General features: G+C 67.7%; 14 protein-coding genes. 5 read left to right on the plus strand and 9 right to left on the minus strand.

Annotated features, from left to right (window positions below; all coding sequences use genetic code 11):
* Positions 1-10 precede the first annotated feature (10 nt).
* The 4 genes from RZE79_RS18960 to scpA form a co-directional block, all read right to left on the minus strand.
* On the minus strand, positions 11-1,555 hold the full coding sequence (locus RZE79_RS18960; RefSeq protein ID WP_056580044.1) for an acyl-CoA carboxylase subunit beta: 1,545 nt from the start codon (positions 1,553-1,555) through the stop codon (positions 11-13).
* Between the two features lie 61 nt (positions 1,556-1,616).
* On the minus strand, positions 1,617-2,666 hold the full coding sequence (gene meaB, locus RZE79_RS18965) for a methylmalonyl Co-A mutase-associated GTPase MeaB (RefSeq protein ID WP_319355943.1): 1,050 nt from the start codon (positions 2,664-2,666) through the stop codon (positions 1,617-1,619).
* Positions 2,663-3,136, minus strand: a complete 474-nt coding sequence (locus RZE79_RS18970; protein ID WP_099790209.1) for a GNAT family N-acetyltransferase — start codon at positions 3,134-3,136, stop codon at positions 2,663-2,665. The genes meaB and RZE79_RS18970 overlap by 4 nt, the downstream gene beginning before the upstream one ends.
* 16 nt (positions 3,137-3,152) lie before the next feature.
* Positions 3,153-5,318 (minus strand): methylmalonyl-CoA mutase, encoded by a 2,166-nt coding sequence (gene scpA / locus RZE79_RS18975; RefSeq protein ID WP_319355946.1) that lies wholly within the window; start codon positions 5,316-5,318, stop codon positions 3,153-3,155.
* 131 nt (positions 5,319-5,449) lie between these two features.
* Here scpA and RZE79_RS18980 point away from each other — a divergent pair, with 131 nt between their 5' ends.
* A complete protein-coding gene (locus tag RZE79_RS18980; protein ID WP_101490001.1) occupies positions 5,450-6,097 on the plus strand; it encodes a GntR family transcriptional regulator in 648 nt (215 codons plus the stop codon).
* Positions 6,098-6,226: 129 nt separating this feature from the next.
* Here the strand turns inward: RZE79_RS18980 and RZE79_RS18985 are convergent, their stop codons facing one another.
* From RZE79_RS18985 to RZE79_RS19000, 4 genes are all read right to left on the minus strand, one after another.
* Entirely contained in the window at positions 6,227-7,012 is a 786-nt protein-coding gene (locus RZE79_RS18985) for an IclR family transcriptional regulator (protein WP_319355949.1), read from the minus strand.
* Between the two features lie 165 nt (positions 7,013-7,177).
* Positions 7,178-8,176: a tRNA dihydrouridine(20/20a) synthase DusA gene (dusA, locus tag RZE79_RS18990; protein ID WP_099790217.1), complete on the minus strand. Its 999-nt coding sequence runs from the start codon at positions 8,174-8,176 to the stop codon at positions 7,178-7,180.
* Between the two features lie 31 nt (positions 8,177-8,207).
* Positions 8,208-9,023 (minus strand): AraC family transcriptional regulator, encoded by an 816-nt coding sequence (locus RZE79_RS18995; protein WP_319355951.1) that lies wholly within the window; start codon positions 9,021-9,023, stop codon positions 8,208-8,210.
* A gap of 46 nt (positions 9,024-9,069) precedes the next feature.
* A complete protein-coding gene (locus RZE79_RS19000) occupies positions 9,070-9,867 on the minus strand; it encodes an acetoacetate decarboxylase family protein (protein ID WP_319355952.1) in 798 nt (265 codons plus the stop codon).
* A gap of 231 nt (positions 9,868-10,098) precedes the next feature.
* On the opposite strand from RZE79_RS19000, the gene RZE79_RS19005 reads away from it, so the two are divergent.
* Entirely contained in the window at positions 10,099-10,482 is a 384-nt protein-coding gene (locus RZE79_RS19005) for a response regulator (protein ID WP_319355954.1), read from the plus strand.
* A gap of 167 nt (positions 10,483-10,649) precedes the next feature.
* Here the strand turns inward: RZE79_RS19005 and RZE79_RS19010 are convergent, their stop codons facing one another.
* The gene (locus RZE79_RS19010) at positions 10,650-11,603 is read right to left on the minus strand and encodes a GntR family transcriptional regulator (protein ID WP_319355956.1); all 954 of its coding nucleotides are present in this window, start codon (positions 11,601-11,603) and stop codon (positions 10,650-10,652) included.
* A 164-nt stretch (positions 11,604-11,767) separates the two neighbouring features.
* On the opposite strand from RZE79_RS19010, the gene RZE79_RS19015 reads away from it, so the two are divergent.
* From RZE79_RS19015 to RZE79_RS19025, 3 genes are read left to right on the plus strand one after another with little or no spacing between them, the layout of a single operon-like run.
* Complete coding sequence (locus RZE79_RS19015; protein ID WP_319355958.1) at positions 11,768-13,126, plus strand: aspartate aminotransferase family protein; 1,359 nt, start codon at positions 11,768-11,770, stop codon at positions 13,124-13,126.
* Between the two features lie 48 nt (positions 13,127-13,174).
* Positions 13,175-14,272 (plus strand): C45 family peptidase, encoded by a 1,098-nt coding sequence (locus RZE79_RS19020; protein WP_319355959.1) that lies wholly within the window; start codon positions 13,175-13,177, stop codon positions 14,270-14,272.
* Positions 14,273-14,310: 38 nt separating this feature from the next.
* Positions 14,311-15,915 carry an ABC transporter substrate-binding protein gene (locus RZE79_RS19025; protein ID WP_319355960.1) on the plus strand — a complete coding sequence of 535 codons (1,605 nt, stop codon included), beginning with the start codon at positions 14,311-14,313 and terminating at the stop codon, positions 15,913-15,915.
* Positions 15,916-15,921 lie beyond the last annotated feature (6 nt).

A 15,921-nucleotide genomic window follows, 5' to 3' on the forward strand; every position in this document is an offset into this window, starting at 1 on the left:
TTCTCCGCGCTCACAGGGGGATGTTGCCGTGCTTGCGCCACGGGTTCTCGAGCTTCTTCTCGCGCAGCATCACGAGCGAGCGGCAGATGCGCTTGCGCGTTTCGTGCGGCAGGATCACGTCGTCGATGTAGCCACGCGCGCCGGCCACGTACGGGTTCGCAAAGCGGGCCTTGTACTCGGCCTCTCGGGCGGCGAGCTTCTCGGGATCGTTCTTGTCTTCGCGGAAGATGATTTCCACCGCGCCCTTCGCACCCATCACCGCGATCTCGGCGCGCGGCCAGGCCAGGTTGACGTCGCCGCGCAGGTGCTTGGAGGCCATCACGTCGTACGCGCCGCCGTAGGCCTTGCGCGTGATGACGGTGATCTTCGGCACCGTGCACTCGGCGTACGCATAGAGCAGCTTGGCGCCGTGCTTGATGATGCCGCCGTACTCCTGGCCGGTGCCGGGCATGAAACCGGGCACGTCGACGAAGGTGACGACCGGAATGTTGAAGGCATCGCAGAAGCGCACGAAGCGCGCGGCCTTGATGCTGCTCTTGATGTCCAGGCAGCCCGCCAGCACCAGCGGCTGGTTGGCCACGATGCCGATGGTCTGGCCTTCCATGCGCGCGAAGCCGATCACGATGTTCTTCGCGTAGTCGGGCTGCAGCTCGAAGAAGTCGCCGTCGTCCACCACCTTCAGGATCAGTTCCTTGATGTCGTAGGGCTTGTTCGGGTTGTCGGGCACCAGCGTGTCCAGCGAGTAGTCGGGCCGGTCGGCCGGATCACCCTGGCCGTCGTTGCCCAGGCGCACCGGCGGCTTCTCGCGGTTGTTCAGCGGCAGGTAGTTGTACAGGCGGCGCAGCATCATCAGCGCCTCGACGTCGTTCTCGAACGCCATGTCGGCCACGCCGCTGCGCGTGGTGTGGGTGATGGCGCCGCCGAGTTCCTCGGCCGTCACGCTCTCGTGCGTCACGGTCTTCACCACCTCGGGGCCGGTGACGAACATGTAGCTGCTGTCCTTCACCATGAAGATGAAGTCGGTCATGGCGGGCGAATACACGGCGCCGCCGGCGCAGGGGCCCATGATCATGCTGATCTGCGGCACCACGCCCGAGGCCATCACGTTGCGCTGGAACACGTCGGCATAGCCGCCCAGCGACGCCACGCCTTCCTGGATGCGGGCGCCGCCCGAATCGTTCAGGCCGATGACCGGTGCGCCGACCTTCATGGCCTGGTCCATCACCTTGCAGATTTTTTCGGCGTGGGCTTCGCTGAGCGCGCCGCCGAAGACCGTGAAGTCCTGGCTGAACACGAACACGAGGCGGCCGTTGATCATGCCGTAGCCCGTGACCACGCCGTCGCCGGGGATCTTCTGTTCGGCCATGCCGAAGTCGACCGAGCGGTGCTCGACGAACATGTCCCATTCTTCAAACGTGCCGTCGTCGAGCAGCAGCTCGATGCGTTCGCGCGCCGTGAGCTTGCCCTTGGCGTGCTGCGCGTCGATGCGCTTCTGCCCGCCGCCGAGTCGCGCCTGGGCGCGCTTCTTTTCGAGTTGTTCGATCAGTTCTTGCATGGTGTGTGCTTCCGAAGCTGTGGTTCTGGATTGCTGGGAGAGTCTTGTGGGGGCCGAGGTGTCACACCCGGGCGGTGATGGCTGCCGCCGCGAGCAGCTGGCGCGCCGCCGTCGAGGCCGGCAGGCTGCCCTGCGCCACCTGCTGCGTGAGCAGCGGCAGCAGCTCGCGCACCTGCGCATGCTGGCGAAACGCCTGCTTGAGCCCGGCGTCGATGCGTTCCCACATCCACGCGGTCGCCTGTTTTTCGCGGCGCTTCGCGAGCTTGCCGTTGGCGGTCTGCAGCGTCTTGAATTCGAGCACAGCGTCCCAGAAGGCGTCGACGCCGGTGCCTGCCAGTGCGCTCAGCTGCAGCACCTTGGGCAGCCAGAAGCGGCGCTCCACGCCGCTGTGGGCGTCGTGCACCGCGTGCGCGTGGTCGGGGTTGCCCTGGTGGCCGAAGAGGCGCAGCGCGGAAGTGATCTGGGCCTGCGCGCGCGTGGCGGCGTCGCGGTCGATGTCGGCCTTGTTGATGGCGACCAGGTCGGCCAGCTCCATCACGCCCTTCTTGATCGCCTGCAGGTCGTCGCCCGCGTTGGGCAGCTGCAGCAGCACGAACATGTCGGTCATGCCGGCCACGGCCGTTTCGCTCTGGCCCACGCCGACGGTCTCGACGATGACGATGTCGTAGCCCGCGGCCTCGCAGACCAGCATGGCCTCGCGCGTCTTCTCGGCCACGCCGCCGAGCGTGCCGCTCGAGGGGCTGGGCCGGATGTAGGCGCGCTCGTGCACCGACAGGCGCTCCATGCGCGTCTTGTCGCCGAGGATGGAGCCGCCCGACACGGTGGACGACGGGTCGATGGTGAGCACGGCCACGCGGTGGCCCTTGCCGATCAGCAGCAGGCCCAGCGTTTCGATGAAGGTCGACTTGCCCACGCCGGGCACGCCCGAGATGCCCAGGCGGAACGACTGGCCGGTGCGCGGCAGCAGCGCCGTGAGCAGCTCGTCGGCCTGTGCGCGGTGGTCGGTGCGCGTCGATTCGAGCAGCGTGATCGCCTTGGCGATGGCACGCCGCTGCACCATGCCGTCGGTCGCGGCAATGGCGCGTTCGAGGGTCTGAACCGTGCCGCTCATCCGCAGGCCAGTTCCGTGCAGCGCCAGCGGTAGTGCAGGTCGACGCCCTCTTCGCCCTCAAGCACGAAGCCGTGGCGCAGGTAGAAGCGGTTGGCGTCGCTCTGCACGAGCGCGGTGAGCTTGATGTCGCGGCGCTGTTCGCGCGCCTGGGCCTGCGCCCAGTCGATCACCCATTCGCCGATGCCCAGGCCCTGGAAGCCGGTGCGCAGGTAGAGGTGATCGAGCCGCAAGGCATCGGCGCCTTCGGGCTTGAGCGTGACGAAGCCCACACGCTGGCTGCCGTCGAGCACGATGTGGTGCATGAAGGGCACCACGAAGCCCGCGCTCAGGCGTTCGCGCGAACGCGCGGCATCGAAACGGCCGACACGCTCCAGGCTCGGGCGCATCGCATCGATGCGCAGGGCCAGCATGTCCTCGAAGTCATTGGAGTCCACCGGCTGCAGGGACAGCCGTGGCAGAAGATCGCCCACGATGTACCTCGACCGGTCAGGCGGCGACGGCCGCGCGGATCTGCTCCAGCACGTCCTTGGCGCTGGCCGGAATGGGCGTGCCCGGGCCGTAGATGCCCTTCACGCCGGCTTCGTAGAGGAAGTCGTAGTCCTGGCGCGGAATCACGCCGCCGACGAAGACGATGATGTCGTCCGCGCCCTGCTTGCGCAGCTCTTCGATGATGGCCGGCACCAGCGTCTTGTGGCCCGCGGCGAGCGTGCTCACCCCCACGGCATGCACGTCGTTCTCGATGGCCTGGCGCGCGCACTCTTCGGGCGTCTGGAACAGCGGGCCCATGTCGACGTCGAAGCCCAGATCGGCGAACGCGGTGGCAACCACCTTCGCGCCGCGGTCATGCCCGTCTTGCCCAAGCTTGGAAATCATCACGCGCGGACGGCGGCCTTGTGCTTCAGCAAAGGCGTTGATCTCGGTCTTGAGCGTTTCCCAGCCTTCGGCCGAGTCATAGGCGGCAGCGTACACACCGGTCACCTTTTGCGTGTCGGCGCGATGGCGGCCGAATGATTTTTCGAGGGCGTCGGAAATCTCGCCGACGGTGGCGCGCGCACGCACCGCGTCGATGCTCAGTGCTAGCAGGTTGCCGGTGTTGTTTTCGGCGGCTTCGGTGAGCGCGTCGAGCGTGGCCTGCACCTTGGCGTTGTCGCGCGAGGCGCGAATGCTCTGCAGGCGCGCCACCTGCTGGTCGCGCACCTTGACGTTGTCGATCGACAGGCTGTCGATCGCGTCTTCGGTCTTGAGCTTGTACTTGTTGACGCCGACGATCACGTCCTTGCCCGAATCGATGCGCGCCTGCTTCTCGGCGGCGGCGGCTTCGATCTTGAGCTTGGCCCAGCCGCTGTCGACAGCCTTGGTCATGCCGCCCATGGCCTCGACCTCTTCGATGATGGTCCAGGCGGCGTCGGCCATGTCCTGCGTGAGCTTTTCCATCATGTAGCTGCCGGCCCAGGGGTCGATCACGTTCGTGATGTGCGTCTCTTCCTGGATGATGAGCTGCGTGTTGCGCGCGATGCGCGAGCTGAACTCGGTGGGCAGCGCAATGGCTTCGTCGAGCGCGTTGGTGTGCAGCGACTGCGTGCCGCCGAACACCGCGGCCATCGCCTCGATGGTCGTGCGCACCACGTTGTTGTACGGGTCCTGCTCGGTGAGGCTCCAGCCCGAGGTCTGGCAGTGCGTGCGCAGCATCAGGCTCTTGGGGTTCTTGGGGTTGAACTCCTTCATGATGCGGCACCACAGCAGACGCGCCGCGCGCATCTTCGCCACTTCAAGATAGAAGTTCATGCCGATGGCCCAGAAGAAGCTCAGGCGCCCGGCAAAGCCGTCGACGTCGAGGCCCTTGGCCAGCGCGGTCTTCACGTATTCCTTGCCGTCGGCCAGCGTGAACGCAAGCTCCAGCGCCTGGTTGGCGCCGGCTTCCTGCATGTGATAGCCGCTGATGCTGATCGAGTTGAACTTCGGCATCTTCTGCGCCGTGTACTCGATGATGTCGCCAATGATCCGCATGCTCGGCGCCGGCGGAAAGATGTACGTGTTGCGGACCATGAACTCCTTGAGGATGTCGTTCTGGATGGTTCCGCTCAGCTGGTCTTGCGCCACGCCCTGCTCTTCGGCCGCGACCACGTAGCCCGCCAGCACCGGCAGCACCGCGCCGTTCATCGTCATCGACACGGAGACCTTGTCGAGCGGGATCTGGTCGAACAGGATCTTCATGTCCTCGACCGAATCGATCGCCACGCCGGCCTTGCCGACGTCGCCGGTCACGCGCGGATGGTCGCTGTCGTAGCCGCGGTGGGTGGCCAGGTCGAAGGCCACGCTCACGCCCTGCCCGCCGGCGGCCAGCGCCTTGCGGTAGAACGCGTTCGATTCTTCGGCGGTCGAGAAGCCGGCGTACTGGCGGATGGTCCAGGGGCGCACCGCGTACATGGTGGCCTGCGGGCCGCGCAGGTAGGGCTCGAAGCCGGGCAGCGTGTCGGTGTACTTCAGGCCTTGCAGGTCGGCCGCGGTGTACAGCGGCTTCACGCTGATGCCGTCAGGCGTGATCCAGTTCAGCGCATTCACGTCGCCGCCGGGCGCCGACTTGGCGGCGGACTTGGCCCAGGCGTCGAGATCGGCCGGCTTGTAGGTGGGTTCGGGTGTGCTGCTGCTCATGGAAGGCGCCGCTCCAGGCGGTGGTCTGACGGGATTCGCAAGGACGCTTGCACGGATTTGCAAGCCGTTCGCGAGTCTAACCCATCCGTAATTATTAATTCAAACGCATTTTTTGAAGTACAGTGCAGCCCATGTCCGCCGTCACCCTGACCCCCCGCGCCCTCTATGAAGAGGTGGCCGAGCTCCTGCGCCAGCGAATTTTCCGCCGCGAGCTGGAGCCCGGCAGCTGGATCGACGAACTCAAGCTGGCCGAGGAATACGGCATCAGCCGCACGCCCCTGCGCGAGGCGTTGAAGGTGCTGGCCGCCGAAGGGCTGGTGACGATGAAGGTGCGCCGCGGTGCGTACGTCACCGAGGTGTCGGAACAAGATTTGGCCGATGTGTACCACCTGCTCTCGCTGCTCGAAAGCGACGCCGCCGGCGTGGTGGCCGAGCGCGCCACCGACGACCAGCGCGCCGAGCTGAAGGCGCTGCACGCCGAGCTGGAAGCCGCCGCCGCCCCCGGCAAGGAAGACCGCGAGCACTTCTTTGCGGTGAACGAGCGCTTCCACATGAGCCTGCTGGCCATTGCCAACAACAAATGGCGCGACCAGATGGTGGCCGACCTGCGCAAGGTGATGAAGCTGAATCGCCACAACTCGCTGCTGAAGGCGGGGCGCATTGCCGAATCGCTCGCGGAGCACCGCGCGGTGATGGCGGCCATCGAGGCGCGCGACGCCGCCACCGCCATGGCGCGCATGCGCGAGCACTTCCTCAACGGCCTCGAAGCCGCTGTATAAGGCTCGCCCCCAGGCTGCGCGCACTTCGTGTCGCTTCGCCAACCCCCTTCCGGGGGCGACGCCTGCGGCCCGGCAGAGCCGGTTCCGCGGCGTCCCACGAGAGGGCCTGCGCCTGCGGCGCGGCCTCGTTCAATCCAGAGTGAGGGTGCCGGCTTCGGTGGCTATGCGGTGGGCGATTTCCAGCATGCGGGGGGCGACGCGGGTCAGCATGGTCTCCCTCGGCAGCAGGTAGGCGGGGCCGCCGCAGCTGACGCCGTAACGCTCGCCGCGCGGGCCTGCGAGCGCGAAGCCCAGGGCGTGGATCTGGGGGTTCCATTCGCCAAAAGAGGTGCAGTAGCCCAGGCGGGCGTGCTCTTCGAGGCTGGCGATGAGGCGCGGCTCGATGGTGTGCCAGTTCTCGCCGGTTTCGAGCCGGATCTGCTCCAGCAATGCCGACTGCTCAGGCCCGGGCAAGGCGCCGATGTAGGCGCGGCCGGAAGCCGAGGTGGCGATCGACATGCGCGAGCCGACGTCGATGCGGGAGCTGATGAGCGCCGAGCGCGGCCGCAATGAATCGATGACCAGCATGTCGAGGTCGTCGCGCACCGCCATGTGGATGCTGGCGCCCGACAGCTCGGCCAGGTTGCTGAGGTGCGGACGCGCCAACGACCTCAGGTCGAAATTGCGCAGGTAGCGGCTGCTCATGTCGAGCAGCACCGGCCCCAGGCTGAAGCGCTCGCTGTCCTGCGACTGCCGCAGGTACCCCGCACCGACCAGCGTCGCCGTGAGGCGCGACACCGTGGCCTTCGGGATGCCGGTGGTGTCGGCCAGTTCCCGGTTTCCGACGGGTGCCGCTGACATCCCGATGACCTTCAGCAACGACAACCCCCTGGCAAGCGCACTGACTTCTTCCTTGCCGCCCACAGCTTCACTCATAAGACAGAACCTTTTTCTTGTTTCCCTGACCGTCTTATTCTTGAGCAAAAACACGTGCTTGGATCACACTTGTTGTTGCATTGTCATGAAACTGTATTTCATCGCACGTCAACTTCACTCAATTGTGTTGACTGTCTACAAAGTCGGGAGCAACGGCGAAGAAGATCAGGCGGCTTGGGCGGCGACGGGTTCGTGCGCCAGCGCCATCACTTCGTGCGGCGGGCGGGTCTTCAGGCGATGGTCGCTCCAGACCTGGCGCCAGCGGCGCGCGCCGGGCAGTCCGTTGCGCAGGCCCAGCATGTGGCGCGCGATCGACCACCAGTTCGTGCCGTGTTCGGTCGCCTCGCGGACCATGTAGTCGCACATCTGCGCCTCGATGTCTTCGCGCGTGAGCGTCTGCGGGGCCTCGCCGTAGAACTCGGCGTCCCACTCGGCCAGCCACCAGGGGTTGTGGTACGCCTCGCGGCCGATCATGGCGCCGTCGAGCAGCCGCAGGTGCTCGTGCACCTGGGCGTTGGTGGCGATGCCACCATTGATCGAAAACTGCAGCGCCGGAAAGTCGTGCTTCAGGCGGTGCACCAGCGCGTAGCGCAGCGGCGGAATCTCGCGGTTCTGCTTCGGGCTCAGGCCCTGCAGCCAGGCGTTGCGCGCGTGCACGATGAACGTGCCGCAGCCCGCCTCGCTCACCGCGCCGACAAAGTCGCGCACGAACTCGTAGCTCTCGATCTTGTCGATGCCGATGCGGTGCTTCACCGTGACCGGCACATCGACCACGTCGACCATCGCCTTCACGCAATCGGCCACCAGCTGCGGCTCGTTCATGAGGCAGGCCCCGAAAGCGCCGCGCTGCACGCGCTCGCTAGGGCAGCCGCAGTTCAGGTTGATCTCGTCGTAGCCCCACTCCTCACCGAGCTTCGCGCAATGCGCGAGGTCGTTCGGCTCGCTGCCGCCGAGCTGCAACGCCACGGGGTGTTCCTCGGCATGAAAACGCAGGTGGCGCGGCACGTCGCCGTGGATCAGCGCGCCGGTGGTCACCATCTCCGTGTAGAGCAGCGCATGGCGCGTCATGAGGCGGTGGAAGACGCGGCAATGCCTGTCGGTCCAGTCCATCATGGGCGCGACGGAGATGATTTTTTCTTTCAGATTCAAGGACTTGTCGTTCATACGCGGGGCGCTCGCTCGGGGGCGTAGTTTCTCACGCGACGGTTTTTGGCGAGCCGCTCGCCCGGTAGTTCCCCGGCGTCACGCCGAAGCATCGGCGGAACCAGCGCGAGAAATGCGCCTGGTCGGCAAAGCCGCATTGCGCCGCCACCTCGGCCGGCCCGTGGCCTTCGCGCAGCAGCACCTTGGCGCGGGCGATGCGCGCCAGCCGCGCGTACTGGGCCGGCGCCATGCCGACCGCCGCGCGGAACAGGCGATGGAAGTGCTCGCGCGACACGCCGAGTCGTTCGGCCAGCGATGCGGGTTCGATGCGGCAGGCGTCTTCGGTCGCGAGCAGGTCGCACACGGCTTCGACGCGCGCATCGCCCGCGGCGCGCGCGACCGCCACGAGCGGGTCGGTCGTCTGTGTGTGGAAGATGGGGTCGAGCAGATCGCCGACCCGCGCACCGTCGGCCACCGACGCCGCCTGCGCGAGCGCATCGACGGTCGCTTCGTCGCGCCAGACGTCCTGCCGCAGCGACCCGCGCCGGTCCGCCGGCCAGCCCCTGCGCGCCGCCACCCAGGCGTGCGGCACGTACAGCATCACCATGAGAAAGCCTTGGGCGCTCACGCCGGCCGTGTGCAGCGCGAACGGCGGCATCAGCACCAGCTCACCCGCTTGTGCCGACCGGGGCGCGCCCGCGCAGACGAACTCGCAGCGGCCTTCGAGGATCGCGCCCACGCTCCACTCGGCGTGCCAATGCAGCGCGAAGTGCGCCTTGGGATCGCCCGCGAACATCACCTCGACCGGCGTGCCGTCGCTCAGCGGCAGGCCGATCACGTGCGAGGTCGTCGGGGCGGGAAACGTCATGGCCCGCCGAGGGTAGCGCAGCCGCCCGCCTGGGGCAGCGCCCTCGTCACACCGCGATCGCGCCGCGCACCGTGAGGCCCATCCAGCCCGCGCTGGCCTGTGTCGCCTGCACGGGGCCGAGCAGCGCGAGTTCTTCGACCGGGTGCTCGTGGAAACGCAGCGTGGCCTCGCCTTGCACCCAGCCTGTTTCGACGCGGTCGATGATGTCGGCGCGCAGGTAGCGCGGCACGGCGACGCTGCCTGCTTGTGTCAGGTCGGGCCAGCCGATGGCGCCGATGGTGGGCGCGGCCAGGAAGCCGAGCGGCCCGCTCGCCTCGCCCGACAACGTGACCGTGGCATCCACCAGCCGCCGCTCTTTCACGCTGAGGCTCGCGCCGAGCTGGCTGCCGGCCGCCATCGGTGCGGCGGCCGGATGGATCAACGGCAGGCTGCGCGTGAGCCAGGTCTGGCCGATCTTCTTGGGCCAGCCCTGCAGCCAGCCGCGCAGCATCGAGATGTCCTGGTCGACGTAGATGAGCGGGCAGTAGAAGCAGCGGCTCGACGTGTCGCCGCGCGCCGGTTCGATCTCGAGCACCACGATGGTCTCGCGGTACTGCGCGTACACCGGGTCGAGCATTTCGCGCCCGTGGTCGCCGCAGGATTGCCAGTCGGCGAAATGCACGCAGCCATGGCCCGTCGCCACGCCGACGTCCGGCGGCACCAGCGCCGCGCCGCGTGCGGCATCGAACGAAAAACCCACATTGACCAGCCACCCGGCGTAGTGCCACGGCGGCGCCTGCACGAGCGCGCTGCGGCCCGAAGCGGTGAAGGGCGCAGCGAAAGAAGACCAGGAGGAAAGCGACATCGAACAACCTGTCGTAGCGGAGTCCAAGAAGCCCCGCACGATAGGCACCGCCCGCGCCCGCGTCTTGTACGCCAGTGATGCGCTGCACAAACCTGCGTGTCGTGGGCACGGGGGACACCATGTGGCGGCGTTGTCCGACTCCGCGCCGCCGCCGTGTCGAGACAATGGGGCGGCTTGGCAGAGGCGCCCCGCGCACACAGGCCACGCATTTCATTTCCAGGCTCCGCACCGATGACCCGCATCTACCTCATAGAAGACAACCCCCTGATCGCCACCACCCTGACCGATGGACTGCGGGAATTCTCCGGATGCGAAGTCGTTGCCACTGCCAGCACCTCCGACGAAGCCATCGACTGGCTCGACTCGAACCCCGATGCGTGGGACGCCGCCGTGATTGATGTGTTCCTCGCGAAGGGCAACGGCCTGACGGTGGCCAACCATCTGAAGGAACGCAAGTCGCCCGTGCAACGCACGGTGGTCTTCATGAATCACGCGACCTCCGAAGTGCGTGAAGGTGCGCTGTCGGCGGGCGTCGATGCGGTGTTCGACAAGTCGCTGCAGCTCGAAGACTTCTACGACTTCTGCCGCACGCTCGGCATCCAGACGCGTCGCTGAACGACTACGCGCTGGCCGCGCGAATCGACTCGGCCAGCAAGCCCCAGCCCTTCTTCAACAACCGCTCCGGACGGATTGCGAAACTCCACCGCCACCATCGCGCCAGCCGTCGGCCAGCGCGGCATCGGGCGCCGTCGTTTCGTGGGTGGTCATGAGGGCGTCGTGGCTCATTCGCCGAGCGCATCCAGGTCGCCCATCACGCGGCGCTCCAGGATGTCGCTGGCACGGCTCAGGTGGGCGTGCATGTGCTTGGCGGCGACTTCGAGCTTGTTCTCCTCGACCGCATCGAGGATCTGCAGGTGCTCGCGGCACGACTTGCGCAGCAGGTCGATGTTCACCAGCGGGTAGTCCGACAGATCGGAGATGCGGCGCAGCCGGTTCTGCTGCTTCACCGCATCGAGGATGAAGCGGTTGCCCGATGCGCTGGCCAGCAGCTCGTGGAACTGTGCGTTGGCCTCGAAGAACTCCATCCACGAATGGCGCGAGGCGTGCGCGAGCAAGCTCTGCTGTTGTTCGCGGCAGGCCAGCAGCCGCTCGTGCTCGACCTTGAAGCCGGGCTCGCGCAGCGACGCGCATTCGACCACCAAGCGAAAGCGGTAGCTCTCGCGCTCGCTCTCGACCGAGTCGAGGGTTTCGGTGAACTCCCAGCGCTGGTAGTGGCGACCGCGCAGCACGCCGTCCTGCAGCAGCGTGGTCATCACGTTGCGCAGCAGCGGGCGCGGCACGCCGTAGGTCTGGGCCAACTCGAGCTCGTTGACGCGCGTCGGCAGCTTGCCCGCGAGGCGGTCGCGCAGCACGCGGTAGTAGAGCGTTTTCTCTTCGTCTTCCGGCATCTCGCGGCGCGCACGGTCGAGCGCCTCGCGGTCGGCCACCAGCGTGTAGCCGCGGTTGGGCACATGCGCCAGCAGCGTACGCTCGTGCAAGAGGCGCAGCGCGGCGCGCACCGGCGTGCGCGAAATGCCGAGCCGGCCCGCGAGGTCGGTCTCCGTCATGTGGCGGCCGTTCTCGTAGCCGCCGGCCAGGGCCTGGTCGAGGATGTAGCGGCTCACGCGCTGGGTGAGCGGCGGGACCGACTTGTTGTCCATCTGCGTCTGCATCGGCATCTGCTGCTGCGGGGCCATCCATGGGTCTCCGGAAACACGGGCTGGGTGCCAATCATCGCGGGTGTTTTGTATTTTTGGGCCAAAAAAACCATGTACATCCCGCGCCAAAAATACAATTTGGATTTCAAGATCGGCCCCACGCCGACCCGGACGACGGGTCGTTTCCCAAGGAGAAAAACATCGTGGCTTCCGCCGATACCCTGACAACGCCACCCGGTTCGCTCGACGCGTTCTGGATGCCCTTCACGCCCAACCGCAAGTTCAAGCAAGCGCCGCGCCTCATCGTCGGCAGCGAGGGCCTGTACTACGACCTGGCCGATGGCCGCCGCGTGCTCGACGCCATTGCCGGCCTGTGGTGCGTGAACGCCGGGCACCGCAACCCGCGGGTCAGCGCGGCGATGAAGGCGCAGATCGACGTGCTCGACTACGCCTCCAACTTCCAGATCGGCCACCCCGCCGCCTTCACGCTGGCTCAGCGCCTCACGCAGATGGCGCCGGCCGGCATGGACCACGTGTTCTTCACCAACTCGGGTTCGGAGTCGGTCGACACCGCGCTGAAGATCGCCGTGGCCTACCACCGGGCGCGCGGCGACGCGGGCCGCTACCGCCTCATCGGGCGCGAGCGCTCGTACCACGGCGTGGGCTTCGGCGGCATCTCGGTGGGCGGCATCGGGCGCCAGCGCAGCACCTTCGGACCGCTGCTCAACGGCGTGGACCACCTGCCGCACACGCTCGACCTGGCGCGCAACGCCTTCTCGCGCGGCGAGCCGGCGCACGGCATCGACAAGGCCGACGCGCTCGAAGCGCTGGTCTCGCTGCACGACGCCTCCACCATCGCCGCCGTGATCGTCGAGCCCGTGGCCGGCTCCACCGGCGTGCTGCCGCCGCCGCGCGGCTACCTGAAGCGCCTGCGCGACATCTGCGACAAGCACGGCATCCTGCTGATCTTCGACGAGGTCATCACCGGCTTCGGGCGCGTGGGCAGCAACTTCGCGTCCGACCTGTTCGGCGTGACGCCCGACCTCATCACCACCGCCAAGGGCCTGACCAACGGCGCCGTGCCGATGGGCGCCGTGCTCATGCGCGGCGCGGTGCACGACGCCTTCATGCACGGCAGCGTGAGCGCGGTCGAGCTCTCGCACGGCTACACCTACTCGGGCCATCCGCTGGCCTGCGCCGCCGCCCTGGCCACGCTCGACGCCTACACCGAAGACGGCCTCATCGCCCGCGCCGCCGAACTGTCGCCCTATTTCGAAGACGGCCTGCACAGCCTGCGCGGCCTGCCGGGCGTGATCGACGTGCGCAACGTCGGCCTGCTGGCCGGCGTCGAGCTGCAAGGCTGGGCCTCGGGCCCCGGCACGCATGCGCAGGCCGTGGCGCAACATTGCCTGGACCAAAGCGGCGTGCTGGTGCGCTCGGTGGGCGACACCATTGCGCTGTCGCCGCCGTTCACGCTGGAGCGCCGGCACATCGACCAGATCATCGACAGCCTGCGCGCCGCCATCGCGCAGACCGCACAAGCCACCGACATCGCAGCCTGAGTCCCTCACGCTGCACCGACAAGACAAGCCCCGGAGACCAGACACACCATGGACATCGAATCGTTCCCCCTCTACGACATCGAAGGCGACGCACAGCAGCGCGGGCGCCAGTACGGCCGCGCCGCCGGCGACCGCATCGACCTGAGCCTGCGCACCTACCGCGCCGCGTTCGAGCGCGTGGGCCTGAGCTGGGAGCGCACGCGCGCGCTGGCACGCCGCTTCATGCCGATGGTCGAAGCTTTCGACGCCGGCATGCTGCGCGAGATCGAGGGCGTGGCCGAAGGCGCGGGCGTGCCGGCCGAAGACATCGTGGCGCTCAACGCGCGCAGCGAAATGCTCTACGCCTTCCAGCAGCTCGAAGCCACCGAGCCGCCCGACGGCTGCACCGGCGTGGTCGTCATGCCCTCGGCCGCGCGCGACGGCAAGCTCATCCACGCGCAGAACTGGGACTGGCGCGTCGAGAGCCTCGAACTCGGTGTGGTGCTGCGCATCCAGCCCGACGAAGGCCCGGCCATGCTCACCTTCGCCGAGGCCGGCACGCTGGCACGCGCGGGCCTCAACAGCGCGGGCATCGCCGTCACCGGCAACTTCATCAAGGCCGACAACGACGGCAAGCAGCAAGGCGTGCCGCTGGCGCTCATTCGCCGCGGTATCCTGCAGTCGACGCTGTACGCCAACGCACTGGGCGTGGTGTGCCGCAGCGCGCGCTCGATCTCCAACAACATGATCATCACGCACGCCGAAGGCGAGGCCGTGAGCCTGGAGACCTGCCCCGAGCAGGTGTTCTGGCAGCAGCCCGAAGGCGGCATCCTGGTGCACGCCAACCACTTCAAGACCCCGGCGGCGCTGGCGCGCGTGGTCGACCGCAGCCTGGAGACCACGCCCGATTCGCTCTACCGCGACCGCCGCGTGACCGAGGCGCTGCACAACAAGCGCGCCGTGGGCCTGCTCACCGAACAGGACGTGCTCGATGCGCTGCAAGACCGCTTCGGCGCGCCGCGCGCCGTGTGCCGCAGCCCGAGCGCGGGCCCCGGCGGTGCCTCATCGGCCACCGTGGCGACCATCGTCATGGACCCGGCGGCACGAAAGATGCGCATCGCGCCGGCGCCCTTCAAGGCGCACCGCTTCACCGAGTATTCCCTCTGATCCGCCCGCCCCGCCCAGCCATCGCCAGGAGTGTTGCCATGAACCTGCCCACGCCCCCGTCCCTCCCTCCCGCTGCGCGCGCCGCTGCCGCGCTGGCCCTCGGCCTCGGCCTGGCTGCCAGCGCGGCCTTTGCCCAAGCGCCCGTCGGTGCCGGCCAGACGATGCGGATCCAGATCAACTCCGACATCCGCTCCACCGACCCCGGCGGCAACCGCGACGACAACACCGACAACGTGCTCATCCACGTCGTCGAAGGCCTGGTCGCGCTGCGCGAAGACACCTCGGTCGGCCCGATGCTCGCGAGCAAGGTCGACACCTCGGCCGACGGCCTGACCTACACCTTCACGCTGCGCGACGGCGTGAAGCTCCAGAACGGCGCGGTGCTCACCGCCGACGACGTGGTGTGGAGCTGGCAGCGCTACCTCAAGCCCAACAGCGGCTGGCGCTGCCTGCCCGAGTTCGACGGCAAGGGCATGACCAAGGTGCTCGCGGTGGAAGCGCCCACGCCGAAGACCGTGGTCTTCAAGATCGAGCGCCCGAGCGCGCTGTTTCTCACGATGATGGCGCGCCCCGACTGCGGTGGCGCCGCCATCGTGCATCGCAGTTCGCTCGGCGCCGACGGCCAGTGGAAGGAGCCCGTGGGCACCGGCCCCTACAAGATCAAGGAGTGGAAGCGCGGCCAGTACATCGAGCTCACGCGCTTCGACGGCTACAGCGCGCGCCCCGAAGCGCGCGACGGCCTCACGGGCGGCAAGAAGGCCGAGATCGAGAACCTGCGCTTCGTCGTCATTCCCGACTCGGCCGCGGCCAAGGCGGCGCTCTACAGCGGCGGCATCGATGCCTTCATCAGCCCCAGCCCTGCCGACGTGGTCGAGATGCGCGGTCGCAGTGACGTGCGCGTCGACACCACGCCGGTGATGACCATGGTGGCGCTGCTGCTGCAGACCACCGACCCGCTGCTGAAAGACGTGCGCATCCGCCGTGCACTGGCCTTGGCGCTCGACACGCCCGAAATCGCCAAGACGGTCACCGAGGGCCTGTCGGCTGTCAACAACTCGGTCGTGCCTTCGTCCAGCCCGTTCTACAGCGCCGTGCAGGCCGGCGGCTACAAGCGCGACATCGCCGGTGCGAAGAAGCTGCTGGCCGAAGCCGGCTACCGCGGCCAGCCGATCAAGCTCGTCGCCAACAAGCGCTACGAGGCGCTGTACTCGGCCGCCGTGCTGGTACAGGCCATGGCCTCCGAGGCCGGCATCAACGTCGAACTCGAAGTGCTCGACTGGGCCACGCAGCTCGACCGCTACACCAAGGGCCAGTACCAGAGCATGGCCTTCATCTACTCGGCGCGCATCGACCCCTCGCTCAACTACGAGATGGTGTCCGGCGACAAGGCCGCGCAGCCGCGCAAGGTGTGGGACAACCCCGCCGCGCAGACCCGGCTCACCGAGAGCATGGTCTCGCGCGACAAGGCGCGCCGCCAGGTGCTGTTCGACGAGATGCACAAGCAGATGCTGCAGGACGTGCCGATGGTCGTGCTCTTCAACGCCAGCGACGCCACCGCCATGCGCAAGAGCGTGACCGGCTTCAAGGGCTGGGCGCCGGCCAAGCCGCGGTTCTGGAACGTCCGGCTCGACGCGCGCGGCTGACGGGGC

The organism is Variovorax sp. EBFNA2 (genome assembly GCF_033802765.1).
GTDB lineage: Bacteria > Pseudomonadota > Gammaproteobacteria > Burkholderiales > Burkholderiaceae_C > Variovorax > Variovorax paradoxus_H.

Coding starts and splice junctions, on each gene's coding strand:
- RZE79_RS19010 (WP_319355956.1), bottom strand. CDS start 11,603: ATGGCCCCGCAGCAGCAGATGCCGATGCAGACGCAGATGGACAACAAG.
- RZE79_RS19020 (WP_319355959.1), top strand. CDS start 13,175: ATGGACATCGAATCGTTCCCCCTCTACGACATCGAAGGCGACGCACAG.
- RZE79_RS19000 (WP_319355952.1), bottom strand. CDS start 9,867: ATGTCGCTTTCCTCCTGGTCTTCTTTCGCTGCGCCCTTCACCGCTTCG.
- scpA (WP_319355946.1), bottom strand. CDS start 5,318: ATGAGCAGCAGCACACCCGAACCCACCTACAAGCCGGCCGATCTCGAC.
- dusA (WP_099790217.1), bottom strand. CDS start 8,176: ATGAACGACAAGTCCTTGAATCTGAAAGAAAAAATCATCTCCGTCGCG.
- RZE79_RS18985 (WP_319355949.1), bottom strand. CDS start 7,012: ATGAGTGAAGCTGTGGGCGGCAAGGAAGAAGTCAGTGCGCTTGCCAGG.
- RZE79_RS19005 (WP_319355954.1), top strand. CDS start 10,099: ATGACCCGCATCTACCTCATAGAAGACAACCCCCTGATCGCCACCACC.
- RZE79_RS18960 (WP_056580044.1), bottom strand. CDS start 1,555: ATGCAAGAACTGATCGAACAACTCGAAAAGAAGCGCGCCCAGGCGCGA.
- meaB (WP_319355943.1), bottom strand. CDS start 2,666: ATGAGCGGCACGGTTCAGACCCTCGAACGCGCCATTGCCGCGACCGAC.
- RZE79_RS18980 (WP_101490001.1), top strand. CDS start 5,450: ATGTCCGCCGTCACCCTGACCCCCCGCGCCCTCTATGAAGAGGTGGCC.
- RZE79_RS19025 (WP_319355960.1), top strand. CDS start 14,311: ATGAACCTGCCCACGCCCCCGTCCCTCCCTCCCGCTGCGCGCGCCGCT.
- RZE79_RS18995 (WP_319355951.1), bottom strand. CDS start 9,023: ATGACGTTTCCCGCCCCGACGACCTCGCACGTGATCGGCCTGCCGCTG.